Genomic DNA, 23687 nt, shown 5'->3' on the forward strand with positions numbered 1-23687 from the left:
GTGTGATTTTCGTCAAGCACCGAGGGCAGGGAAGGACGAGCAGGAGAAAACGATGTCGCTCTCGCCTTACGCACCGATCATCGGGCTGTTCGCCCTCGCCGCGGCGTTCTCGCTGTTTTCCGTCGGCGCCGCCCGCTTCGCCGGTCCCCGTCGCTACAACAAAGCCAAACTCGAGGCTTACGAGTGCGGCATCGAGCCCAGCCCGCAGCCGGTCGGCGGCGGCCGGTTCCCGATCAAGTTCTACCTGACGGCGATGCTCTTCATCGTCTTCGACATCGAGATCATCTTCCTCTACCCCTGGGCGGTCTCGTTCGACGCTCTGCCGATCTTCGGCTTCGTGGAGATGGTCCTGTTCATCGTCGCGGTCTTCGTTGCGTACGCCTACGTGTGGCGGCGCGGCGGCCTGGACTGGGACTGAGGAAGGAACGTCAGATGGGCATCGAGGAGAAGCTTCCCGCCGGCGTCCTGCTCACCTCGGTGGAGAAGCTGGTCAACTGGTCCCGGAAGTCGTCCGTGTGGGGCGCGACCTTCGGCCTGGCCTGCTGCGCCATCGAGATGATGGCCGCCGGTGGTCCGCACTACGACATGGGCCGCTGGGGCATGGAGGTCTTCCGGGCCTCGCCCCGGCAGGCCGACCTCATGATCGTGGCCGGCCGGGTCAGCCAGAAGATGGCACCGGTGCTGCGCCAGATCTACGACCAGATGGCCGAGCCCCGCTGGGTGCTGTCCATGGGCGTGTGCGCCAGCAGCGGCGGCATGTTCAACAACTACGCCATCGTGCAGGGCGTCGACCACGTGGTGCCGGTCGACATGTACCTGCCCGGCTGCCCGCCCCGGCCGGAGATGCTCATCGACGCGATCCTCAAGCTCCGCGAGAAGATCATGTATGAGCCGCTGGGGCCGAACGGTCGCAAGATGCTGGCAGCCCGCCAGGAGCGCGGCGACGTCCCGGTCGTGCCCTACGGCTCCATGCCCTCCTCCTACCGCAACGACAAGGCCCGGCGTGCCGAGTGGACCAGGGCGGTCCGCGAGGGGCGCGAGGAGCAGTTGCGGATCGAGAACTGGATGAACGCTCAGAACCACCTCCACCCGCAGGTAGGCCCGAAATGACGTCACCCACGGACAAGCCCAACGACGGTGGGGTGCCGGTGCCGGTAACCCCGGTCGGTGCCAGCAGCACCGCACCGGCCGAGTACCCGCCGGCCAGCCCGGCGGGACGCGGCATGTTCGGCAACCAGGGCACCGGCGACGTGTCCGGCTACGGCGGTCTGGTCCGCCAGCGCCAGCCCATCGAGGAGGCGACCCGGCCGTACGGGGGCTACTTCGACGAGGTCCGCGACGCGTTGGAGGAGGCGTACCCGGCCTTCGGCGACGCGATCGAGAAGGTCGTCGTCGACCGGGGTGAGCTGACCCTGCACGTACGCTCGGAGCGCATCGCCGAGGTCTGCCAGGTGATGCGGGACGACCTGGCGCTGCGGTTCGAGCTGTGCTCGTCGGTGTCCGGCGTGGACTACCTGGGCGCCGACGAGCGTCGGCTGCACGTGGTCTACCTGCTCACCTCGATGACGTACCGGCGGCGGGTCCGGCTGGAGGCCGCGGTCTCCGTCGAGGCGCCGCACCTGCCCAGCGTGACCGCCGTCTACCCGACCGCGGACTGGCAGGAGCGGGAGGCGTACGACATGTTCGGCATCGTCTTCGACGGCCACCCCAACCTGACCCGGATCCTCATGCCGGACGACTGGGAGGGTCACCCGCAGCGCAAGGACTACCCGCTCGGCGGCGTGCCCGTCGAGTACAAGGGTGCGGAGATCCAGCCGCCGAACGAGCGGAGGTCGTACCAGTGACGACGTCGAACTACGCCAGCGAGCACGAGACCGACGAGGGTCGGGTCTTCACCGTCACCGGTGGGGACTGGGACACGATCGTCTCGGGCACCGACCCGATCAACGACGAGCGGATCGTCGTCAACATGGGTCCGCAGCACCCGTCCACGCACGGGGTGCTGCGGCTGATCCTGGAGCTGGAGGGCGAGACGGTCCGCGAGGCCCGCTCGGTCGTCGGCTACCTGCACACCGGCATCGAGAAGAACCTCGAATACCGCAACTGGGTTCAGGGTTCGACGTTCGTGACCCGGATGGACTACCTCGCCCCGATCTTCAACGAGACGGCGTACGCGCTGGCGGTCGAGAAGCTGCTCGGCATCACCGACGACATCACCGAGCGGGCCACCACCATCCGCGTGCTGATGATGGAACTCAACCGGATCTCGTCGCACCTGGTCTGGCTGGCCACCACCGGCATGGAGCTGGGCGCGATCTCGATCATGCTGTACGGCTTCCGCGAGCGGGAGTACATCCTCGACATCTTCGAGACCATCACCGGTCTGCGGATGAACCACGCGTACGTCCGGCCGGGCGGGGTCGCGCAGGACGTGCCGGACGACGCGGTCCGCAAGATCCGCGACTTCCTCACGATGATGCCGAAGAAGCTCAAGGAGTACGAGGACCTGCTCTCCGGCCAGCCGATCTGGACCGAGCGGACGAAGAACGTCGCGGTGCTGGACGTGACCGGCTGCGTGGCGCTCGGCATCACCGGGCCGGTGCTGCGCTCCGCCGGCCTCGCCTGGGACCTGCGCAAGACGATGCCGTACTGCGGCTACGAGACGTACGAGTTCGACGTGCCGACCCACCCCGACGGTGACGTGTGGGGTCGCTACCAGGTCCGGCTCGCCGAGATCCGGGAGTCGTTGAAGCTGGTCGAGCAGGCCCTGGACCGGCTCAAGCCGGGCCCGGTGATGGTCGCCGACCGCAAGATCGCCTGGCCGGCGCAGTTGGCCATCGGCGTGGACGGCATGGGCAACTCGCTGGAGCACGTCGCGAAGATCATGGGTCAGTCGATGGAGTCGCTGATCCACCACTTCAAGCTGGTGACCGAGGGCTTCCGGGTTCCGCCGGGTCAGGTGTACGTCGCCATCGAGGCACCCCGCGGCGAGTTGGGCGTGCACGCGGTGTCCGACGGTGGCACCCGGCCGTACCGGGTGCACTACCGGGAGCCCAGCTTCGTCAACCTCCAGGCCCTCCCGGCGATGGCCGAGGGCGGCCTGATCGCCGACGTGATCGCCGGCGGCGCCTCGTTGGACCCGGTCATGGGGGGTTGTGACCGGTGAGCGCGAGGAGTGAGCTTGCGAGCCCCGCAGTCGCGAACGGAAGGCGGCGCTGATGACGACTTTCACTGACGAGACCCGGGAGCGGGCGCGCGAGATCATCGCCCGTTACCCGGCGGACCGGTCCCGCTCGGCGTTGCTGCCGCTGCTGCACCTGGTCCAGGCCGAAGAGGGTTACGTCTCCCCGGCCGGGGTCGCGTTCTGCGCCGAGGTGCTGGGGCTGAACAAGGCCCAGGTCGGCGCGGTGGCCACCTTCTACACGATGTACAAGCGCAAGCCGACCGGCGACTTCCTGGTCAGCGTCTGCACCAACACCATGTGCAACGTGCTCGGCGGCCAGGAGGTCTACGACACCCTCTCCGAGCACCTGGGCGTGGGGCACGACGAGACCACCGCCGACGGCACGATCACGCTGGAGCACGCCGAGTGCCTCGCGGCGTGCGACTACGGCCCGGTGATGACCGTCAACTACGACTTCTTCGACGGCGTGGATCCGTCCACCGCGGTCGGTGTCGTCGACGAGCTGCGGGCGGGTGGGCGGCCGATGCCGACCCGGGGTGCCCGGCTCTGCACCCTCAAGGAGATGGCGGTGCAGCTCGCCGGTTTCGCCGACGAGCGCGACGGCGCGGTCGCCGACGGTGGGCCGGGCGAGCCCACCCTTCGTGGGTTGCGGCTGGCGCAGCAGCACGGCGTCTCGGTGCCGGGCTTCGACCCGAACACCCCGATCCGCAGCAAGGCGGAGGCGGACCGCGCCGCCGCCGAGGCGAAGGCGAAGGCCGAGGCGGCCAAGCCCGCTCCGGCTGAGGCCGCCGCGGCCCCGGTGAAGGGTGGCGACGGGGCCTCCGCCCCGACGGGGGCGGCCGGGATCGAGCCGGCGAAGCCGGCAGACGCGACGGAGCCGGCGAAGCCGGCAGACACCACCGACAGCACCGCACCGGACGTGAAGGCACCGGACGACAAGTCGCCGCAGGTGCGTACCGCCGAGACCCGGCAGCCGGACGCCGACACGGCGGTGCCGGATGCCCCTGGCACCAAGGTCCCGACGGACGACACCGGCACCGCGCCCGCGGCTGGTGACGCGCGGTCGGCCGAGGCCGCCGGCGTGGCCGCCAACGCGCCGGCCGGCGACGGTAAGCCCGCCGGCGACGATGCCGGGGCGCAGGAGCGCAACCTCACCGAAGCGAAGGCCGGCACGGACGCCGACGGCGCCGGACCGGCGGACGCGAGCGAAACGGGGGCCCAGAAGTGACCACTCCCCGCCCGGAGACGCTGGCCAAGCTGACGCCGGTGCTGACCAAGCGCTGGCTGTCGCCCGACGCCTGGCGGATCGGCACCTACGAGCAGCTCGACGGTTACGCCGCACTACGCAAGGCGCTCAAGGCCCACCCGGACGACCTGATCCAACTGATCAAGGACTCGGGGCTGCGGGGCCGGGGCGGCGCGGGCTTCCCGACCGGTCTCAAGTGGGGCTTCATCCCGCAGGGCGACGGAAAGCCGCACTACCTGGTGGTCAACGCCGACGAGGGCGAGCCGGGCACCTGTAAGGACCTGCCGCTGATGACCCACGACCCGCACGCGCTGGTCGAGGGCGTCATCATCGCGTCGTACGCGATCCGGGCCAGCCGCGCCTACATCTACATCCGGGGCGAGGCGGTGCACGCCGCGCGCCGGCTGCGCAACGCGGTCCAGGAGGCGTACGACAAGGGCTACCTCGGCCGGAACATCCTGCGCAGTGGCTACGACCTGGAGCTGGTGGTGCACTCCGGCGCCGGGGCGTACATCTGCGGTGAGGAGACGGCGCTGCTGGACTCGCTGGAGGGGTTCCGGGGTCAGCCCCGGCTGCGCCCGCCGTTCCCGGCGACCCACGGCCTGTACGCGAGCCCGACGGTGGTGAACAACGTCGGCACCATCGCCAGCGTGCCGCCGATCGTGCTCGGCGGTGCCGACTGGTGGAAGAGCATGGGCACCGAGAAGTCCTCCGGGCCGATGATCTACTCACTGTCCGGCCGGGTCGCCAACCCGGGCCAGTACGAGTGCTCGATGGGTGTCACGCTGCGCGAGCTGTTGGAGCTGGCCGGTGGCATGCAGCCCGGGCATAACCTGCGGTTCTGGACCCCGGGCGGTTCGTCGACCCCGCTGCTCGCCGCCGAGCACCTGGACGTGCCGTTGGACTTCGAGGGGGTGGCGGCGGCCGGCTCGATCCTCGGCACCACGGCCACGCAGATCTTCTCCGACCAGGACTGCCCGGTCTACGCGACCTACCGGTGGCTGGAGTTCTACCACCACGAGTCGTGCGGCAAGTGCACCCCGTGCCGCGAGGGCAACTACTGGATGGTCCGGGTCTACCGGCGGATCCTCGCCGGTCAGGGCACCCACGAGGACCTGGACACCCTCCTGGACACCTGCGACAACATCCTCGGCCGTTCGTTCTGCGGTCTCGGTGACGGCGCGACCAGTTCGGTGACCTCGTCGCTGCAGTACTTCAAGCAGGACTACCTCGACTACATCGAGGGACGGACCGCACCGAAGCTCTCCGACAAGCAGCTGGTGGGAGCCCACTAATGACCGACGTAGCCAAGCAGACCGACCTGGTCACCCTCACCATCGACGGCGTCGAGGTCACCGCCCCCAAGGGGACGCTGCTGATCCGGGTCGCCGAGCAGATGGGTACCGAGATCCCCCGGTTCTGCGACCACCCGCTGCTGGCTCCGGCCGGCGCCTGCCGGCAGTGCCTGGTCGAGGTGGAGGGGCAGCGCAAGCCGGTGGCCTCCTGCACCCAGACCGTCGCCGACGGCATGGTCGTGCGTACCCAGATCACCTCCCCGGTGGCCAAGAAGGCGCAGGAGGGGGTGATGGAGCTGCTGCTGCTCAACCACCCGCTGGACTGCCCGATGTGTGACAAGGGCGGTGAGTGCCCGCTCCAGAACCAGGCCATGTCCACCGGCCGCACCGACTCGCGCTTCCACGAGCACAAGCGGGAGTACGAGAAGCCGATGGCGATCAGCAGCCAGGTGCTGCTGGACCGCGAGCGTTGCGTGCTCTGCCAGCGGTGCACCCGGTTCTCCGAGGAGATCGCCGGCGACAAGTTCATCGACCTGATGGGCCGGTCGTCCGCCGAGGAGATCAACATCTACCGGGACGACGCGTACGGCGAGCAGGGCGACGAGGGGGACGTCCCGTTCAACTCCTACTTCTCCGGCAACACCGTGCAGATCTGCCCGGTGGGCGCGCTGACCGGTGCCCAGTACCGCTTCCGGGCCCGCCCGTTCGACCTGGTCTCCAGCCCGAGTGTGTGCGAGCACTGCTCGGCGGGCTGCGGGCAGCGCACCGACTGGCGGCGCGGCAAGGTGCTGCGCCGGCTGGCCGGCGACGAGCCGGCGGTCAACGAGGAGTGGAACTGCGACAAGGGCCGGTGGGGCTTCCAGTACACCCGGTCCACCGAGCGGCTGACCACTCCGCTGGTCCGGGACGAGCGCACCGGTGAGCTGCGGGAGGCGTCCTGGAGCGAGGCGCTCACCGTGGCCGCCGAAGGGCTGCACGCCGCTCGGGAGGGCGGGCAGGGCACGGCGGTCCTCACCGGCGGTCGGCTGACCGTCGAGGACGCGTACGCGTACGCCAAGTTCGCCCGGGTCGCGTTGAACACCAACGACATCGACTTCCGGGCCCGGCCGGTCTCCCGCGAGGAGGCCGACTTCCTGGCCAGCTCGGTCGCCGGGGTCACCGACGTCACCTACACGGACGTGGAGAACGCGCCGGCGGTGGTGCTGGTCGGCCTGGAGCCGGAGGAGGAGTGCCCGATCCTCTTCCTGCGGCTGCGCAAGGCGTACCTGAAGAAGACCCTGACGGTGTACGCGCTGGCGCCGTTCGCCACCCGCGGCCTGGAGAAGCTCGGTGCCAAGCTGGCCCGGGTCGTGCCGGGCGAGGAGGCCAGCGTGCTCGCCGAGCACGCCACGGTCGCCGAGGCGCTGAGCGCGCCGGGCGCGATCCTGATCGTCGGTGAGCGCCTGGCCGGTGTGCCGGGTGGGCTCTCCGCCGCCGCCGACGTGGCCCGGCGTACCGGCGCGAAGCTGGCCTGGGTGCCGCGGCGCGCGGGCGACCGCGGTGCTGTCGACGCGGGCTGCCTGCCCAACCTGCTCCCCGGTGGCCGCCTGGTCACCGAGCCCGCCGCCCGGGCCGAGCTGGGTGAGGCGTGGGACATCCCGGCCGGGGTGATCCCGAGCCAGGCCGGTCGGGACACCGACGGGATCCTCACCGCCGCCGCCAACGGGCAGCTCGGTGCGCTCGTCGTCGGCGGTGTCGACCCGGCCGACCTGGCCGACCCGCGCCTGGCCGAGTCCGCGTTGGACGCGGTGCCGTTCCTGGTCAGCCTGGAGCTGCGCGCCAGCGCGGTGACCCGGCGCGCCGACGTGGTGCTGCCGGTCGCCCCGGTGGTCGAGAAGTCCGGCAGCTTCCTGGACTGGGAGGGTCGGCTGCGTCCGTTCGACGCGGTGCTGAACACGTCCGCGATGACCGACGGCCGCGTCCTCGACGCGCTCGCCGCTCTGCTGGACGTGCGGCTCGGCACCGCCGACGTGCCGAGCGTGCGTCGTGAGCTGGGCTCGCTGCCGGCGACCCGGACGTCCCGGCCGGCCGCGCCGTCGGTGGCGCCGGGCCGGGTGCCGCAGCCGAACGCCGGGGAGGCGGTGCTTGCCACCTGGCACCAACTGGTGGACCTCGGCACCCTGACCGAGGGCGACGAGAACCTCGCCGGGACGGCCCGCCCGCCGGTGGTCCGGCTGGGCAAGGGCACCGCCGAGGCGCTCGGGGTGGCCGACGGTGACGCCGTCACCGTCGGCACCGACCGGGGCGCGCTGACCCTGCCGGCGGAGCTCACCGAGATGCCGGACGGTGTGGTCTGGCTGCCGACCAACTCACCCGGCTCGACCGTGCGACGCAGCCTCGGGGCGACGTCCGGCACTGTCGTCCGGATCTCCGTCCCCGCATCGGGTACGGCCATCCCGGCCGGACGCGTGGCGGCCGACGAGACCATCCTCAGTTCTGGGGGTAACCAGTGAACTCGATCGTCCTGGCCCAGGATCCGACGCTCGCCGACTTCGGCCGGGATCCGTGGTGGCTGGTACTCGGCAAGATCGTCTTTGCGTTCGCCTTCGGTCTGCTGGCCACCCTGCTCGGGGTCTGGTTCGAACGCCGCGTGGTCGGCTACATGCAGGTGCGGCCCGGCCCCAACCAGGTCGGCCCGTTCGGCCTGCTGCAGACCCTCGCCGACGGCCTGAAGATGGCCTTCAAGGAGGACATCCTGCCGAAGGCGGCCGACAAGGTCGTCTACTTCTTCGCTCCGACGATCTCGGTGATCTGCGCGGTCACCGCCCTGTCGGTGATCCCGTTCGGCCCGATGGTGAGCATCTTCGGCCACCACACGCCGTTGCAGGTCACCGACGTGCCGGTGGCGGTGCTGCTGCTGCTCGCCTGCTCGTCGATGGGCGTCTACGGCATCGTGCTGGGCGGTTGGGCCTCCGGCTCGACGTACCCGCTGCTCGGTGGTCTGCGGTCGAGCGCCCAGATGATCTCCTACGAGGTCGCCATGGGGCTCTCCATCGTGGCGGTGTTCATGACCGCCGGCACGATGAGCACCAGCGGGATCGTCGCCGCCCAGGGCGACGCCACGCGGCTGACCATCGGCGGGTTCGAGATCCCGGCGCCGGGCTGGTACGCGATCCTGCTGCTGCCCAGCTTCATCATCTTCTTCATCGCCACCGTGGGTGAGACCAACCGGGCGCCGTTCGACCTCCCCGAGGCCGAGTCCGAGCTGGTCGCCGGCTTCATGACGGAGTACAGCTCGCTGAAGTTCGCGCTGTTCATGCTCAGCGAGTACGTCGCGATGGTGACCATGTCCGCGGTCACCACCACGCTGTTCCTCGGCGGCTGGCGGGCGCCCTGGCCGATCACCCTCTGGGAGGGCGCCAACTCCGGTTGGTGGCCGATGCTGTGGTTCTTCGGCAAGGTGATCGCGCTGGTCTTCGTCTTCGTGTGGCTGCGCGGCACGCTGCCCCGGCTGCGCTACGACCAGTTCATGCGCCTCGGGTGGAAGGTGCTGCTGCCGATCAACCTGGTCTGGATCCTGGTCCTGTCGGGCCTGCGCTCCATCGAGGACTGGGACACGCAGGGCAAGGTCATCGCCGTCAGCATCCCGGCAGGCATCCTGCTGATCGCCACGCTCTTCTGGCCCAGCAAGAAGCCGCAGCCCAAACCGACGACGCAGGAACAGGTCGACAACCGGCCGTACGGGAGTTTCCCGCTGCCGCCGATGGATCTACAGGTACCACCGAGCCCGCGTATCACGCGCGTGGTCGCCGAGCGGGAGCCGGCCAACATCGTCGCCGGCTCGGACTCCAGGGAGGTGTGACGTGGGCGCGATCACCGGAACGTTCAAGGGATTCGGTGTCACCTTCTCGCACATGTTCAGGAAGGTCGTCACCACCGACTACCCGTTCAAGCCGCCGGTGTCGGCGCCGCGCTACCACGGGCGGCACATCCTCAACCGGCACCCGGACGGCCTGGAGAAGTGCATCGGCTGCGAGCTGTGCGCATGGGCCTGCCCGGCGGACGCCATCTACGTCGAGGGTGGCGACAACACCGACGAGCAGCGCTTCTCGCCGGGTGAGCGGTACGCCAGCATCTACCAGATCAACTACGCCCGGTGCATCTTCTGCGGGCTGTGCATCGAGGCCTGCCCGACCCGGTCGCTCACCATGAGCAACGAGTACGAGCTGGCCCGGGACAACCGGCAGGACCTGATCTTCACCAAGGAGCAGTTGCTCGCCCCGCTGCTGGAGGGCATGGAGCAGCCGCCGCACCCGATGCGGCTCGGTGACAGCGAGAAGGACTACTACGTCGGCGCGCTGGACAACCCGGGCACCTCCGCCGGTGCGGAGACGTCCCCGATGGGCCCCGGCCGCTACCAGGTCGAGGAGCACCCCGGCGTGACGTTCCCGGGCGCCGAGCAGGCCGCCCAGCGCGTGGCGGCCGGCAAGGGAGAGAAAGAATGACCACGTCTACGGTGCTCGCCGCGGCGAACTCGGTCTCCGGGGGCGAGGCGGTCACCTTCTGGATCCTCGCCCCGCTCGCGTTGCTCGGCGGGATCGGGATGGTGGCCGCGCGCAACGCCGTGCACTCGGCGCTGTGGCTGGTGCTGACCATGCTCTGCCTGGGCGTGTTCTACGTGCTCCAGGCCGGTCCGTTCATCGGCATGGTACAGATCATCGTCTACACCGGCGCGATCATGATGCTGTTCCTGTTCGTGCTGATGCTCGTCGGTAGGGACTCCACCGACTCGCTGATCGAGACGCTGCGCGGTCAGCGGGTCGCCGCGATCGTGCTCGGTGTGGGCTTCGCCGGCCTGGTCGGCACCGGTCTCTACCAGGCGCTGGACAACGCTCCCGCGGTCGGCCTGGACCAGGTCAACGCCGAGGGCAACGTGCAGGGCATCGCCCGGCTGCTGTTCACCAAGTACGTCTTCGCGTTCGAGCTGACCTCGGCGCTGCTGATCACCGCTGCGGTCGGTGCCATGGTGCTGGCCCACGTCGAGCGGCGTAAGCAGGACAAGGTCGACCAGGTGTCGACCATGCGGGCGCGCTTCGCCCCGGGCAACTACCCCGGTCCGAAGCCCGGCCCCGGTGTCTTCGCGACCTCCTCCTCGGTGGCCACCCCGGCCCGGCTGCCCGACGGCCGCCTGACCGACCGCAGCACCCCGTCGATCCTCCCGCAGCGCGAGCTGACCGCCGAGGAGACCTCCCTGAAGGGGACGGATCGGTGAGCGCGAGGAGTGCAGCGAAGCGGAGCCCCGCAGTCGCGAACGAGAGGCAGGCCCGGTGAGCGCGAGGAGTGCAGCGAAGCGGAGCCCCGCAGTCGCAAACGGAGGGCGAGACAAGTAATGGAGAGCTTCTTCTCGGTCGAGCCGAGCTACTACCTCGTCCTCGCCGCTGTGCTGTTCACCATCGGCGCCGCCGGTGTGCTGATCCGGCGCAACGCGATCGTGCTGTTCATGTGCGTGGAGTTGATGCTCAACGCGGCCAACCTGACGCTGGTCACCTTCAGCCGGATCAACGGTGACCTCAACGGCCAGATCATGGCGTTCTTCGTGATGGTGGTGGCGGCGGCCGAGGTCGTGGTCGGGCTCGCGATCATCATGGCCATCTTCCGGACGCGACGCTCGGCGAGCGTCGACGACGCCAACCTGCTGAAGTACTAGAGGGGTCCACCGGTGGAAGAGACTGTGGAATACGCCCAGGCCACGGGGCTGCTCGGGGGCGTCTGGCTGCTGGTGGCGATCCCGCTGCTCAGCGCGGCCATCCTGCTGCTGCTCGGCCGGCGCGCCGACCGCTGGGGGCACTGGCTGGGTGTGGCGGCCATCGGTGCCGCGTTCGTCCTCGGCCTGTCCTTCTTCTTCCAGCTGCGTGGCCTGGAGAACAAGTCGGTCGAGCTGAGCCTCTGGGACTTCATCGCGGTCGGTGACCTGCGCGTCGACTTCGGCCTGCTGTTCGACCCGCTGGCCGCGGTCTTCGTGCTGCTGATCACCGGGGTGGGCTTCCTGATCCACCTGTACGCGGTGGAGTACATGGCGCACGACGCGGGTCGCCGCCGGTTCTTCGCGTACTTCAACCTGTTCGTCGCGGCGATGCTGCTGCTGGTGCTCGGCAACAACTACGTGATGCTGTACTTCGGCTGGGAGGGCGTCGGTCTGGCGTCGTACCTGCTGATCTCGTTCTGGACCGAGCGGCCCAGCGCGGCCACCGCCGGTAAGAAGGCGTTCCTGATGAACCGGGTCGGCGACGCCGGCCTGGCCATCGGCATCTTCATCATGTTCGCCACCCTGGGCACCACCCAGTACGACGAGGTGTTCAACGGGGTCGGCTCGCTGACCGGCGCGACGGTGCTGGTCCTCGGTCTGCTGCTGCTGCTCGGCGCGGCCGGCAAGTCCGGCCAGTTCCCGCTCCAGGCGTGGTTGCCGGACGCGATGGAGGGCCCGACCCCGGTGTCGGCACTCATCCACGCCGCCACCATGGTCACCGCGGGCGTCTATCTGATCGCCCGGTCCAACCCGGTCTTCTCCGCGAACTCGACGCTGCAACTCGTGGTGGTCAGCGTCGGTGCGCTCACCCTGCTGATCGGCTGCGTCATCGGTGCGGCCAAGGACGACATCAAGCGGGTGCTCGCCTGGTCGACGGTGAGCCAGATCGGCTACATGTTCGTCGGCGTCGGCCTGGGCGGTGGCGCGTACGCGCTGGCGATCATCCACCTGCTGGCGCACGGCTTCTTCAAGGCCAACATGTTCCTGGGTGCCGGTTCGGTGATGCACGGCATGAAGGACCAGGTCGACATCCGCCGCTTCGGTGGGCTGTCGAAGTACATGAAGATCACCTGGATGACGTTCATGATGGGCTGGCTGGCCATCATCGGCATGTTCCCGTTCTCCGGCTTCTTCTCCAAGGAGCCGATCATCGTGGCCGCCTTCGAGCGGGAGGACTGGACCGCCTGGCTCTTCGGCGGTGCGGCGCTGCTCGGCGCGGGGCTGACCGCGTTCTACATGACGCGACTGTTCGTGCTCACGTTCCACGGCCCGAAGCGGTGGACCGAGGACATCGAGCACCCGCACGAGTCGCCCAAGCTGATGACCATCCCGCTGATCCTGCTGGCCGTCGGTTCGGTCGGAGCCGGCTTCCTGCTCTCCACCTCGGTGCCGGACTGGCTGGCGGCCACCGCCGGGCTGGGCGGTGAGCACGCGGAGCACGAGCCGGTCCTCTCGCACCTCGTGATCACGATCCTGTCGCTGCTGGTCACCGTGCTCGGCGCCGGGCTCGCCTGGTTCCTGTTCCGGGCCGGTACGGCCACCGCGCCGCAGCCGGCCGGTGTGCTGGTCACCGCCGCCCGACGCAACCTCTACACCGACGCGTTCAACGAGGCGGTCTTCGAGAAGCCGGGCATCTTCCTCACCCGGGCGCTGGTGTTCCTCGACAACCGGGGCATCGACGGGCTGGTCAACGGCCTCGCCGCCGCGGTCGGCGGTGGTTCGGGTCGGCTCCGGCGGATGCAGACCGGCTTTGTCCGCTCGTACGCCACCTCGATCCTGGCCGGTGCGCTGCTGGTGATGGCGGCGTTCCTGGCGGTGCAGGCCGGGTGGTTGGCGTGATCGACCTCTTCCCGGCCGCCCCCGCCGGCGGACCACGCAGTGACGACGGAGGTAAGGCCGCATAATGTCCAACTTCCCGTTCCTCTCGGTGCTCACCGTGGCGCCACTGGTGGGCGCCCTGGTGGTTGCCTTCCTGCCGCGCCACCGGCCGGAGCTGGCCAAGCAGGTGGCGTTCGCCTGGTCGCTGCTCGTGCTGGTGCTCTCGGTGGTGATGTGGGTCAGCTTCAACGCCGGCGGTGACCGGTTCCAGTTCCGCGAGTCGTACTCGTGGATCCCGAACTGGGGCGTGAGCTTCACCTTCGCGGCCGACGGCATCGCGCTGGTGATGCTGATGCTGATCGCGGTGCTGGTGCCGTTGGTGATCCTGGCGTCCTGGCACGACGCCGAGTCATCGAAGCGGTCGGTGCCCGTCTACTTCGCGCTGCTGCTGGTCCTCGAGTGCACGATGATCGGTGTCTTCGCGGCCGCCGACGTCTTCCTGTTCTACGTGTTCTTCGAGGTCATGCTCGTCCCGATGTACTTCCTGATCGGCAGCTACGGCGGCCACCAGCGGCAGTACGCGGCGGTGAAGTTCTTCCTCTACTCGCTCGTCGGCGGTCTGTTCATGCTGGCCGCGGTGATCGGCCTGTGGGTGGTCGGCGGCAAGACCTTCGACTGGCAGGCGCTGTCGCAGGTCGACATCAGCACCGGCACCGAGCGGTGGCTGTTCCTCGGCTTCTTCCTCGCGTTCGCCATCAAGGCGCCGTTCTTCCCGTTCCACACCTGGCTGCCGGACGCCGGTGGCGCGGCCCCCGCGGGTGCCGCCGCGCTGCTGGTCGGCGTGCTGGACAAGGTCGGCACGTTCGGCATCCTGCGCTACTGCCTGCCGCTGTTCCCGGAGGCGTCGAAGTGGTTCGCGCCGTGGGCGCTGGCGCTGGGCGTGATCGGCATCGTCTACGCGGCACTGCTGGCGGTCGGTCAGAACGACCTCAAGCGGCTGGTGTCGTACACCTCGATCGCGCACTTCGGTTTCATCGGGGTGGGCATCTTCGCCTTCACCACCCAGGCCGGCACCGGTGCGGTGCTCTACATGCTCAACCACGGGTTGGCCACCGGCCTGCTCTTCCTGGTGGTCGGCATGCTGATCGCCCGGCGCGGCTCGGCGTTGATCAGCGACTTCGGTGGCGCCGGGAAGCTGGTGCCGGTGCTCGCCGGGGTGCTCTTCTTCGCCGGTCTCGCCTCACTCGCACTGCCGGGGACGGCACCGTTCATCTCCGAGTTCCTGGTGCTGATCGGCACCTTCACGGTGAACAAGCCGGTCGCGGTCATCGCCACGCTCGGCATCATCCTGGCCGCCGCGTACGTGCTGTGGATGGTGCAGCGCACCACCCAGGGCACCCTCAACCCGGCGCTGACCGAGGTCGACGGGATGCGGCGGGATCTCAACCTGCGCGAGAAGGTCGTGGTCGCTCCCCTGATCGCTCTGATCGTGCTGCTCGGCTTCTTCCCCAAGCCGGTCACTGACGTGATCAACCCGGCCGTCCAGGCGACCATGGACGACATCGGCAGAACCGACCCGGCCCCGTCGGTGGGCACCGTCCAGGAGGCAGGCCGGTGAGCGCGAGGAGTGAGCTTGCGAGCCCCGCAGGCGCGAACGAAAGGTCGGCACAGTGACCGAGTTGAAACTGCCGTCGATCGACTACGCGGCGCTCTCCCCGATCCTGATCATGCTGGGCACCGCGCTGCTCGGCGTGCTGGTCGAGGCCCTCGTGCCCCGGCGCTGGCGGCACGTGGTGCAGCTGACGGTGGCGCTGCTGGCGGTGCTCGCGGCACTGACCATGGTGGTCCTCAACGCCGACGAGCGGATCATCACCGCCGGCCAGGCGCTCGCGATCGACGGGCCGACGCTGTTCCTGCAGGGCGCGATCCTGGTCCTGGCCGCGATGGCGCTGCTGCTGATCGGTGACCGCTCGGTCGAGCGGGGCGGGGCGTTCGTCGCCCAGGCCGCGGTGACCGCCGAGTCGGCCGACGACCGGCGGCAGGCCGAGGGGCGTAACGGCCTCACCGAGGTCTACCCGCTCACCACGTTCGCGATCGGCGGCATGCTGATCTTCGTGGCGGCGAACGACCTGCTGACCATGTTCATCGCGCTGGAGGTCTTCTCCCTGCCGCTCTACCTGCTCTGCGCGCTGGCCCGTCGCCGGCGTCTGCTGAGCCAGGAGGCGGCGATGAAGTACTTCCTGCTCGGCGCGTACGCCTCCGCGTTCTTCCTGTTCGGGGTGGCGCTGATCTACGGCTTCACGTCCGGCATCCCGGGCCGCCCGGCCGGCGTGGACTTCGCCACGATCGACGCGGCGGTGGGCGAGTCCCCGGCCAGCCCGGTGCTGCTCTTCGCCGGCATGGCGCTGCTCGCGATCGGTCTGCTCTTCAAGGCCGCGGCGGCACCGTTCCACGTCTGGACCCCGGACGTCTACCAGGGTGCGCCGACCCCGGTCACCGGGTTCATGGCGGCGTGCACCAAGGTCGCCGCGTTCGGCGCCCTGCTGCGGGTCTTCCACGTCGCGTTCGCCGACGCCAGTTGGGACTTCACCCCGGTCCTCGGCGCCATCGCGGTGCTGACCATGCTGGTCGGCGCGGTGCTCGCGGTCACCCAGACCGACATCAAGAGGCTGCTCGCGTACTCCTCGATCGCCAACGCCGGCTACCTGCTGGTCGGTGTGCTGGCGCCGAGCCGCGACGGGCTCTCCGGGACGATGTTCTACCTGGTCGCGTACGGCTTCTCGGTGCTGGCCGCGTTCGCGGTGGTGACCCTGGTCCGGGACACCGACGGGGAGGCCACCCACCTGTCCCGTTGGGCCGGGCTGGGTCGGCGGTCGCCGTTCTTCGCCGCGCTGTTCACGTTCATCCTGCTGGCGTTCGCCGGTATCCCGTTGACCAGTGGGTTCACCAGCAAGTTCGCCATCTTCGGGCCGGCGCTCGACGGTGGTCAGGCGTGGCTGGTGATCGCCGGTGTGCTGACCAGCATGGTGCTGGCGTTCCCGTACCTGCGCGTCGTGGTGATGATGTGGCTGTCCGAGCCGGGCGAGTCCACTCCGACCGTCATGGTGCCCGGCGGGCTCACCTCCGCCGCATTGATGATCGGTGTGTTGGCCACCCTGGTGCTGGGCGTCGCCCCGGCGCCGCTGCTCGATCTGGCCACCGGAGCTGCCGAATTCGTTCGATGACGCAGAGATCGACCACCGAGGGGCCGGCGCGTGTTCACGCGCCGGCCCCTCGGTGCGTATCCCCGACCCGGAGCAGGTCGAACGGGTGTGGCATGGTTGATAGCGTGGTGAATCCGGCGGGTGAGCGTTCAGGTGCCTCCGGCTCCGGCGGTCGGCGGGGTCGGGCGAGCACGAGTCAGTTCGGCGCGATCGGGCTCAACCTTGCCGATCCGCGGGTCGAGGCGTCCGTGCTGGCTGTGCTGGACACGGTCGAGGTCGAGTTGCGGGCCAGTGTGGCCAGCGCCGATCCGTTCGTCACCGAGGCCGCCCGGCATCTCCTGGAGGCCGGTGGGAAGCGTTTCCGGCCGCTCCTGGTGGCGCTCGGCGCCCAGTTCGGTGACCCGACCGGCCCGCAGGTGGTTCCGGCTGCCGTGGTGATGGAGCTCACTCACCTCGCCACCCTCTACCACGACGACGTGATGGACGAGGCTGTCGTCCGCCGGGGCGCGGCGAGCGCGAACTCCCGGTGGACCAACTCGCTCGCGATCCTGGTCGGCGACTATCTCTTCGCCCGCGCGGCGGACATCGCCGCCGACCTGGGCCCCGAGGCGGTCCGGTTGCAGGCGCGCACGTTCGCCCGGCTGGTGCACGGCCAGATCGCGGAGACGGTGGGGCCGCGTGCCGGGGACGATCCGGTGACCCATTACCTGAACGTGATCGCCGACAAGACCGGTTCGCTGATCGCCACGTCGATCCGGTTCGGCGGCATGTTCGGTGGCGCCGCCCCCGAGCACGTCGAGGCCCTCGCCGGGTACGGCGAGACGATCGGTGTCGCCTTCCAGCTCACCGACGACCTGCTCGACATCGCCTCGGAGTCGGTGCAGTCGGGCAAGACGCCCGGCACCGACCTGCGCGAGGGGGTCCCGACGCTGCCGGTGCTCTACGCCCGCCAGTCGGACGACGCGGACGCGTCCTCGGTGCGTCTGCGGGAGATCCTGGCGACCGGGCCGCTGACCGACGACGCGCTGCACGCCGAGGCGTTGGGGCTGCTCCGGGAGAGCCCGGCGCTCAAGCGTGCCCGGGAGACCGTGCGCAGTTACGCCGAGGACGCCCGCGCGAGCCTGGCTCCCCTTCCGGCGGGCCCGTCCCGGCAGGCGCTCGAATCGCTCTGCGACTACATCGCCGACCGCACCAGCTGATCTCCACTCCGGCTCGCGGCAGCAGCGGCGGCGGCGCGGGTCAGGAGGCGGCCGCCGCCGAGCATGAGGACGGCCGCGAGCAGCATGGACACCGCCGCGGTGGTCCACATGGCGGAGTAGCCGAGGTGGGCGGCGAGAGGGCCCATGCTCAGCGGGCCGAGACAGCCGCCCGCGTACACCCCGGTCTGGGTGATCGAGGTGGCGGCGGCCGGTGACTGCGGGTGGAGCCGGACCACCGCGAAGGTCATCAGGCCCGGCCAGGCCCAACCCAGACCGAAACCGAGCAGCACGCCGACCACCAGCGGCACCGTGCCGGTCAGCGCGAGCAGGCCCAGCCCGGCCGCGCCGACGACGAGCATCGCGGCGATGAGGGCGACGTGGCCGGTGGCCCGGCGGTCGGCGAGCCAGCCGGTGCCCACCCGGGCCGCGACGCAGACCGCGCTGCCCAGCGTCAGGGTCAGGCCGGCGAGGCCCGGCGACATGCCCCGCGCGGCTGCGGAGTCCACCAGGAAGGTGCCCAGCGCGTTCGCTGCGGCCGCTGCCAACGTCGCCCCAGCGCCGACCACCACCAGCGCCGCCGTCGCCCGGCTGGCGCGCGCCGCGCCGGCTCGTCGCGGCGGGCCGGACACCGCCCGGGGTACGGCGGGCAGCGTCGTCATCGCGGCCACCGCTGCCGCTACGAACGCCCACCGCCAGCCGACGGTGAGCGCGATGGTGGGCACCGCCGCGCCGGCCAGCAGGGTGGAGATCGGGATCGCGGCCTGCTTGACACCGAACGACAGGCCCTGCCGTCGGGCCGGCACGTGCTGGGCCAGCGCGGCGTTGCTCGCCAATTGACCCAGGGCGTTCGCGGCGGCGCTGAGGGCCAGCAGACCGACCAACACCGGGTACGACCGGGCGACAGCCGCCACGGCCAGCATCGACCCGGCGGCCAGCAGGATGCCGCAGCGGGCCACCAGGGCCGGGCCGTACCGCTCGACGAGGCGGCCGGAGGGCACCGAGGCCAACGCGCTCACGCCGAAGTAGACGGATACGGCCAGACCGAGGCCGGCCGGGGAGAAGCCGAGGTCGGTGCCCATCTGCACGGCGAGACCACCGAGCAGGAACACGGGGAGTACGCAGGCCACGGTGGTGGCGACCGCGCCGGCGCTGGCCCGGACCGGGTGGGATCGGGCGGCGGTGGGCTCGGGGGTGACGGCGGTGTGTCTCATCGTCCGGCAAACCTACGTGAATCCCGCTCAGACCACTCGCGGTGACGGTCGGGGCACAAGCTGTGGATGGTGATCTGGCATCCTCGACCCGAACAGGCATTTCGCACCGGGCCTGTTTTTCATATGGTGTAAGTCCCCGGCGGCGGAGGTGGTTGTGCGCGACCCCTTGGCAGAACCTTCGGACCTGATCCGCAGCGTGTCCCGAGCACTGCGGGTGCTGGAGTCGGTCGGTCGCGCCCCGAAGGGCCTGACCGTCAAGCAGATCGCCAGACGGTGCGAGTTGACCGTGGCCACCACCTACCACCTGGTCCGCACCCTCGCCTACGAGGGTTACGTGATCCGCCGGGAGGACGGCACGTACATCGTGGGGTTGGAGGTGGCCGACCGGTACCGGGAGCTGGTGACCGCGTTCCGGGGCCCTCCTGCGGTCGGTGAGACCCTCCGGCGGGCCGCCCTGGACACGGGCTACAGCCACTACCTCGGGCGTTTCGTCGGCGGCCAGGTGGCCCTCACGGCGGTCGCCGAGGGGCACCGCTCGCCCTACCTGGAGGATCTGGTCCCCGGCTTCGACGAGGGGGCCCACGCGACGGCCCTCGGCAAGGCGCTGCTCGCCACCCTCAGCGTCGACCAGCGCCACCGCTACCTGCGGGAGTACGGCATGCGCCCGTTCACCACCGCCACGCTGACCACCGCCGAGACGTTCGAGGCGGACCTGGCCGCCGGCGACCGGCGCGGTATGCAGTTGGAGATGGGGCAGTTCCGTCAGGGGGTGGCCTGCGCGGCGGTGCTCGTCGCGCCCGAGAAGGACATGGAACGCCGTGTCGTGCTGGCGTGCGCGTTGCCGGCCAGCGAGATGATGACCTCCGCCCGGGTGGTCCGCGCCAAGCTGCTCACCGTGGCCCGCAGCGTCGCCGACGGCATCGCGTCCGACACCTGACCGCAGAACCGCAGAAGCCCTCTCCCCGGCTGGGAGAGGGCTTCCGGGGGCGGTCCAGCCCCGGACCGCCTGAGCAACGTCAGCGACCGGCCGGCCGCGGGTGCGACGTCAGCTGCCCACCGGGCCGCCGTCGAGGCGCCAGGTGACCACCACGCCCGGCTTGGCGTAGTCGCCGTCCGGCCAGGTCGAGGCCGGGTTCTCCACCGAGGCGCCGGTGATCTCGCCCGGGTGCTGCACCGCGACGAACACCGACCGGTTGTCACCGGTGATGAACGGGCCGCAGGTCTCCGCGCCCAGCGGCACGGTCAGGAACTGCTTGAGGTGACCCCGCTCCGGGCCCTCCACGGCCGTCGCGAACAGGCCGTCGTTGCTGCCCAACGCGTTGCCGTCGGTGGAGATCCACAGGTTGCCGGTGGCGTCGAAGGCGACGTTGTCCGGGCAGGAGATCGGGGACACCTTGGTCTTGTCGTACCCCGCGAAGAACGTCGACGCGTCGGTCGGGTCGCCGCAGACGATCGGCAGCGACCAGGCGAAGGTCTCCGAGGTGTTGTCGCCGCGGTCCTCCACCAGCTCCAGGATCTGCCCGTGCTTGTTGGCGTTGCGCGGGTTCGCCTCGTCCGGCTTCGGGTTGCTGCCGACGCCACGGTTCGTGTTGTTGGTCAGCGCCACGTACACGTTGCCGGTGAGCAGGCTCGGCTCGACGTCCTCGGGACGGTCCATCTTGGTCGCGCCGACCTTGTCACCGGCGAGCCGGGTGAAGGTGAGCACGTCCGCGGCGGTCATCCCGTCGACGAACGAGCGGTTGCCGCTGACCAGCTTGATCCAGCGACCCCGGCCGTTGAACGCGCCGTCGACGGGCAGCTTGCCCGAGCCGTCGATCTCGGCCGCGCTGGTCTGGTCGAGCTGCGCCACGTAGAGCGTGCCCGACTCCAGCAGGGTCAGGTTGTGCTTGCGGGCGGCCCAGGAGTTGCCCTTCATGAACTTCTGGTCCGAGACGAACTTGTAGAGATAGTCGAACCGCTCGTCGTCGCCCATGTACGCGACCACGCGGCCGTCCTTGGCCACGATCACGTTCGCGCCCTCGTGCTTGAACCGGCCCATCGCGGTGTGCTTGCGCGGGCGGCTCTCCGGGTCGAACGGGTCGATCTCGACGATCCAGCCGAACCGGTGCGCCTCGTTCGGGTGCTTCGCCAGGTCGAAACGCTCGTCGGCGCGCTCCCACTTGCGGCTGCCGCTGGGGTACCGGCTGGCGGTGCTGATGCCGTAGCGGTCCAGCTTCGGCTTGAGCTCGGCCGGGGCGGCGTCGGCCCCGACGAAGTACTGGTTGAAGTTCTCCTCGCCGGACAGCACGGTGCCCCACGGGGTCACGCCACCGGCGCAGTTGTTCAGCGTGCCGACGACCGTACGACCCTTGGGGTCGGCGGCGGTCTTCAGCCAGGCCGAGCCGGCGGCGGGGCCGGTCAGGTCGAACTTGGTGCTCAGCGCGGTGACCCGCCGGTTGTACGCGCGCGGGCCCTTGCCGACCGGCTTCCACTGCCCGGTGCCCGCGACCCGCTCCACCTCCACGACGGACATGCCGTGCGCGGCCATGGCGGTGCGCAACTGCTCCACGGAGAGCCCGTCCAGGCCGGGGAAGCCCGGGAACATCAGGTCCTCGTTCGTGTACTCGTGGTTCACCACGAGCAGCGCCCGCTTGCCCTGCTTGTCCAGCGGCAGCACACCCACGAAGTCGTTGTTGTAACCGAACTGCTTGGACTGCGCGGCGGCGGTCTGGTGGTGCACGTCGAACTCGGGCGCGCCCGGCAGCACCGGGTCACCCCACTTGATCACCACGGCGTGGTCGTAGCCGTTCGGCACGACCAGGGTGTCCAGCTTGTTCGGCGGGATCGGCTTGAAGGTCAGCGCCCCGTTGCCGACACCGGTGCCGGGGCGGCCGAAGCCGAACGCCTCCGGCACGTCCGGGGTGGTGGGGGCGGCCACAGCGGGCGCCGCGCCGGCGAGCGCGCCCGCCGCCGCGCCGCCGAACCCGAGGACCAGGGCGCCGACCGCGCCGGCCCGGACCACGCCGCGCCGCGAGACCTCCGCGTTCACCACGTCACCGAAGTACGCGTTGTCCGAGGTGTTCGGGACCGGGTGGTCGCAGGCGTTGCCGCAGCGGTACAGACAGGTCATGGCGTCACGGGTGCCATGGCGGTTGCCGGTCAACAGGGGGAGCAGCCGGGGGCGGTCGCTCATGGGAGAAGCCTCCAGAGGGTCGGTGGCACGACAGGCGGCGTACCCGCCGGACGCTAGGAGGACGTGGTGAGCGGTCGTCGGCCGCGATGTGAACCAGGCATGAACACCTCTCCGGGTGACAACCGCCTGACCTCGAGCTGAACCGTTCGGCGTGACCGCACGTATTCACGGGCGGACGCACCGCCGGACGCGCGCAGGAAGCGAGGAGACCGCCATCAGCGACCACGACGCCCAACTGCTGCGCGCGCTGCACGACGAGCACGCGGAGGCGCTGTACGCCCACGCCCTCCGGCTGGTCAACGGGGACCGGCAGCGCGCCGAGGACCTGGTGCAGGAGACGCTGCTGCGGGCCTGGCGACACCCCGAGTCCCTCGACCCGAAGCGCGGCTCGGTGCGGTCCTGGCTGTTCACCACCGCCCGCAACCTGGCCATCGACGCCTGGCGGCGGCGGTCCACCCGGGTGGGCGAGGTGTTCACCGACGACCTGCCCGAACCACCGGAGGTGATCGACGAAGCCGAGCGGGCGGTGGAGGCGTGGACCGTCGCCGAAGCGCTGAACCGGCTCAGCCCCACCCACCGGGAAGTGCTCGTCGAATGCTTCTACCAGGGGCGGTCGGTGGCCGAGGCGGCGTCCCGCCTGGGCGTGCCGCCGGGGACCGTGAAGTCCCGAACCCACTACGCGTTGCGGTCTCTACGGTTGGTCCTGGCCGAGATGGGGGTGACGGGATGACCCGGTGCGAGTTCGCGTACGACGACGGCGCGTACGTGCTGGGTGCCTTGGCCCCGGCCGAACGGGCGGCGTACGAACGGCACCTCTCCGGCTGCGCCTCCTGCCGGGAGTCGGTCGCCGAGATCGCCGTGCTGCCCGGGCTGCTCGGGCGCCTGGACCCGGCGGGGTTGGAGCAGATCCTGCCGCCGCCCGCCCCGCCCCGGGTGCCCGCGCTGCTCGACGAGGCCCGGCGTCGCCGGCGTCGGCAACGTTCCGCGGACCGGCGGCGGTACGCGCTGACCACCCTGGCCGCCGCGGGGCTGGCCCTGGTCGTGGGTGTCGGTACGGCCGCGGTGCTGCCCCGACCGGTGGCACCGCCGCCGGGGGCGCAGAGCACTCCGGGCCCGCAGGTCTCGATGGTCGCCATGCGGCCGGTGGCCCAGGCCGGGCCGGTGCATGCCGACATCGGGCTGGTCGGCACCAAGTGGGGCACCCGGGTGACCATGCGTTGCGGGTACGACGCGCGGACGAGCTACGGCAAGGCGTACCCGTTCCGGCTGGTGGCGCGCGGCCCGAACGGTGCCACCGAGCAGATCGGCTCCTGGCTCGCGGCCCCCGGTGACGACCTCAGCTTCACCGGTGCCACGCGGTTCACCGACGCCGAGTTGACCAGCGTGGAGCTGCAGAAGGCCGACGGCACGCCCCTGCTCACCTACGCGGTCCCCTAAGAGCCCGCCGCGTCGCCGAGCCCGCCGCGTCGCATGGGCGTCGCCAAGATCCGCGCAACATCAGGGATGTTGCTGCCTCCCGCGTGTCGGAGGCAGCAACATCGGGGAACTTGCTCGGATCTTGGGCGCGGGGCGCG

General features: G+C 70.4%; 20 protein-coding genes. 18 read left to right on the forward strand and 2 right to left on the reverse strand.

Translation table 11 applies throughout. From position 1 onward, the window contains the following. Positions 1-52 precede the first annotated feature (52 nt). The 15 genes from O7616_RS06825 (at position 53) to O7616_RS06895 (ending at position 17730) form a co-directional block, all read left to right on the forward strand. Positions 53-418 (forward strand): NADH-quinone oxidoreductase subunit A, encoded by a 366-nt coding sequence (locus tag O7616_RS06825; RefSeq protein ID WP_007454588.1) that lies wholly within the window; start codon positions 53-55, stop codon positions 416-418. A gap of 14 nt (positions 419-432) precedes the next feature. Next, the gene (locus tag O7616_RS06830; protein WP_145785918.1) at positions 433-1110 is read left to right on the forward strand and encodes an NADH-quinone oxidoreductase subunit B; all 678 of its coding nucleotides are present in this window, start codon (positions 433-435) and stop codon (positions 1108-1110) included. Beyond that, positions 1107-1844, forward strand: coding sequence for an NADH-quinone oxidoreductase subunit C (locus tag O7616_RS06835; protein WP_282306077.1), 738 nt, complete (start codon positions 1107-1109; stop codon positions 1842-1844). Before O7616_RS06830 ends, O7616_RS06835 begins: the two co-directional genes overlap by 4 nt. Next, the gene (locus O7616_RS06840; RefSeq protein WP_282263114.1) at positions 1841-3166 is read left to right on the forward strand and encodes an NADH-quinone oxidoreductase subunit D; all 1326 of its coding nucleotides are present in this window, start codon (positions 1841-1843) and stop codon (positions 3164-3166) included. Before O7616_RS06835 ends, O7616_RS06840 begins: the two co-directional genes overlap by 4 nt. A 52-nt stretch (positions 3167-3218) precedes the next feature. Beyond that, positions 3219-4412 (forward strand): NADH-quinone oxidoreductase subunit NuoE, encoded by a 1194-nt coding sequence (gene nuoE, locus O7616_RS06845; RefSeq protein WP_282306079.1) that lies wholly within the window; start codon positions 3219-3221, stop codon positions 4410-4412. Beyond that, positions 4409-5725 (forward strand): NADH-quinone oxidoreductase subunit NuoF, encoded by a 1317-nt coding sequence (gene nuoF, locus O7616_RS06850; RefSeq protein ID WP_282263111.1) that lies wholly within the window; start codon positions 4409-4411, stop codon positions 5723-5725. The genes nuoE and nuoF overlap by 4 nt, the downstream gene beginning before the upstream one ends. Further along, complete coding sequence (locus O7616_RS06855; RefSeq protein WP_282306080.1) at positions 5725-8217, forward strand: NADH-quinone oxidoreductase subunit G; 2493 nt, start codon at positions 5725-5727, stop codon at positions 8215-8217. The genes nuoF and O7616_RS06855 overlap by 1 nt, the downstream gene beginning before the upstream one ends. Beyond that, the gene (nuoH, locus tag O7616_RS06860) at positions 8214-9566 is read left to right on the forward strand and encodes an NADH-quinone oxidoreductase subunit NuoH (RefSeq protein WP_282263107.1); all 1353 of its coding nucleotides are present in this window, start codon (positions 8214-8216) and stop codon (positions 9564-9566) included. The genes O7616_RS06855 and nuoH overlap by 4 nt, the downstream gene beginning before the upstream one ends. A gap of 1 nt (position 9567) precedes the next feature. Beyond that, on the forward strand, positions 9568-10209 hold the full coding sequence (gene nuoI, locus O7616_RS06865; RefSeq protein ID WP_282263106.1) for an NADH-quinone oxidoreductase subunit NuoI: 642 nt from the start codon (positions 9568-9570) through the stop codon (positions 10207-10209). Next, positions 10206-10976 carry an NADH-quinone oxidoreductase subunit J gene (locus O7616_RS06870; protein WP_282263105.1) on the forward strand — a complete coding sequence of 257 codons (771 nt, stop codon included), beginning with the start codon at positions 10206-10208 and terminating at the stop codon, positions 10974-10976. The genes nuoI and O7616_RS06870 overlap by 4 nt, the downstream gene beginning before the upstream one ends. A gap of 117 nt (positions 10977-11093) precedes the next feature. Beyond that, positions 11094-11411, forward strand: a complete 318-nt coding sequence (gene nuoK / locus O7616_RS06875) for an NADH-quinone oxidoreductase subunit NuoK (RefSeq protein ID WP_282263103.1) — start codon at positions 11094-11096, stop codon at positions 11409-11411. Between the two features lie 12 nt (positions 11412-11423). After that, the gene (nuoL, locus tag O7616_RS06880) at positions 11424-13349 is read left to right on the forward strand and encodes an NADH-quinone oxidoreductase subunit L (RefSeq protein ID WP_282306081.1); all 1926 of its coding nucleotides are present in this window, start codon (positions 11424-11426) and stop codon (positions 13347-13349) included. Between the two features lie 64 nt (positions 13350-13413). Then, positions 13414-14946 carry an NADH-quinone oxidoreductase subunit M gene (locus tag O7616_RS06885; RefSeq protein ID WP_282306082.1) on the forward strand — a complete coding sequence of 511 codons (1533 nt, stop codon included), beginning with the start codon at positions 13414-13416 and terminating at the stop codon, positions 14944-14946. Positions 14947-14998: 52 nt separating this feature from the next. After that, the gene (gene nuoN, locus O7616_RS06890; protein WP_282306083.1) at positions 14999-16552 is read left to right on the forward strand and encodes an NADH-quinone oxidoreductase subunit NuoN; all 1554 of its coding nucleotides are present in this window, start codon (positions 14999-15001) and stop codon (positions 16550-16552) included. A gap of 92 nt (positions 16553-16644) precedes the next feature. After that, on the forward strand, positions 16645-17730 hold the full coding sequence (locus O7616_RS06895; protein ID WP_282263098.1) for a polyprenyl synthetase family protein: 1086 nt from the start codon (positions 16645-16647) through the stop codon (positions 17728-17730). Here the strand turns inward: O7616_RS06895 and O7616_RS06900 are convergent. Continuing rightward, complete coding sequence (locus tag O7616_RS06900; RefSeq protein ID WP_282306084.1) at positions 17706-18941, reverse strand: MFS transporter; 1236 nt, start codon at positions 18939-18941, stop codon at positions 17706-17708. The two genes, O7616_RS06895 and O7616_RS06900, sit on opposite strands and share 25 nt — an antisense overlap. Positions 18942-19095: 154 nt before the next feature. Between O7616_RS06900 and O7616_RS06905 the strand changes: the two genes are divergently transcribed. Further along, positions 19096-19878: an IclR family transcriptional regulator C-terminal domain-containing protein gene (locus O7616_RS06905; RefSeq protein ID WP_282263096.1), complete on the forward strand. Its 783-nt coding sequence runs from the start codon at positions 19096-19098 to the stop codon at positions 19876-19878. 108 nt (positions 19879-19986) lie between these two features. On the opposite strand, the gene O7616_RS06910 is transcribed toward O7616_RS06905, so the two are convergent. Next, positions 19987-22113, reverse strand: coding sequence for a PhoX family phosphatase (locus O7616_RS06910; protein ID WP_282306085.1), 2127 nt, complete (start codon positions 22111-22113; stop codon positions 19987-19989). A 214-nt stretch (positions 22114-22327) separates the two neighbouring features. Between O7616_RS06910 and O7616_RS06915 the strand changes: the two genes are divergently transcribed. Next, on the forward strand, positions 22328-22843 hold the full coding sequence (locus tag O7616_RS06915; protein ID WP_088986748.1) for a sigma-70 family RNA polymerase sigma factor: 516 nt from the start codon (positions 22328-22330) through the stop codon (positions 22841-22843). Continuing rightward, positions 22840-23550, forward strand: a complete 711-nt coding sequence (locus O7616_RS06920; protein ID WP_282263093.1) for a zf-HC2 domain-containing protein — start codon at positions 22840-22842, stop codon at positions 23548-23550. The genes O7616_RS06915 and O7616_RS06920 overlap by 4 nt, the downstream gene beginning before the upstream one ends. Positions 23551-23687 lie beyond the last annotated feature (137 nt).

The sequence above is a fragment of the Micromonospora sp. WMMD964 genome (assembly GCF_029581455.1).
Lineage (GTDB): Bacteria > Actinomycetota > Actinomycetes > Mycobacteriales > Micromonosporaceae > Micromonospora.

Bases quoted from the DNA above. Each gene is read 5' to 3' on its own strand.
- O7616_RS06825 (WP_007454588.1), top strand. From the start codon at position 53: ATGTCGCTCTCGCCTTACGCACCGATCATCGGGCTGTTCGCCCTCGCC.
- O7616_RS06830 (WP_145785918.1), top strand. From the start codon at position 433: ATGGGCATCGAGGAGAAGCTTCCCGCCGGCGTCCTGCTCACCTCGGTG.
- O7616_RS06835 (WP_282306077.1), top strand. From the start codon at position 1,107: ATGACGTCACCCACGGACAAGCCCAACGACGGTGGGGTGCCGGTGCCG.
- nuoE (WP_282306079.1), top strand. From the start codon at position 3,219: ATGACGACTTTCACTGACGAGACCCGGGAGCGGGCGCGCGAGATCATC.
- O7616_RS06855 (WP_282306080.1), top strand. From the start codon at position 5,725: ATGACCGACGTAGCCAAGCAGACCGACCTGGTCACCCTCACCATCGAC.
- O7616_RS06870 (WP_282263105.1), top strand. From the start codon at position 10,206: ATGACCACGTCTACGGTGCTCGCCGCGGCGAACTCGGTCTCCGGGGGC.
- nuoK (WP_282263103.1), top strand. From the start codon at position 11,094: ATGGAGAGCTTCTTCTCGGTCGAGCCGAGCTACTACCTCGTCCTCGCC.
- O7616_RS06885 (WP_282306082.1), top strand. From the start codon at position 13,414: ATGTCCAACTTCCCGTTCCTCTCGGTGCTCACCGTGGCGCCACTGGTG.
- O7616_RS06895 (WP_282263098.1), top strand. From the start codon at position 16,645: ATGGTTGATAGCGTGGTGAATCCGGCGGGTGAGCGTTCAGGTGCCTCC.
- O7616_RS06900 (WP_282306084.1), bottom strand. From the start codon at position 18,941: ATGAGACACACCGCCGTCACCCCCGAGCCCACCGCCGCCCGATCCCAC.
- O7616_RS06910 (WP_282306085.1), bottom strand. From the start codon at position 22,113: ATGAGCGACCGCCCCCGGCTGCTCCCCCTGTTGACCGGCAACCGCCAT.
- O7616_RS06920 (WP_282263093.1), top strand. From the start codon at position 22,840: ATGACCCGGTGCGAGTTCGCGTACGACGACGGCGCGTACGTGCTGGGT.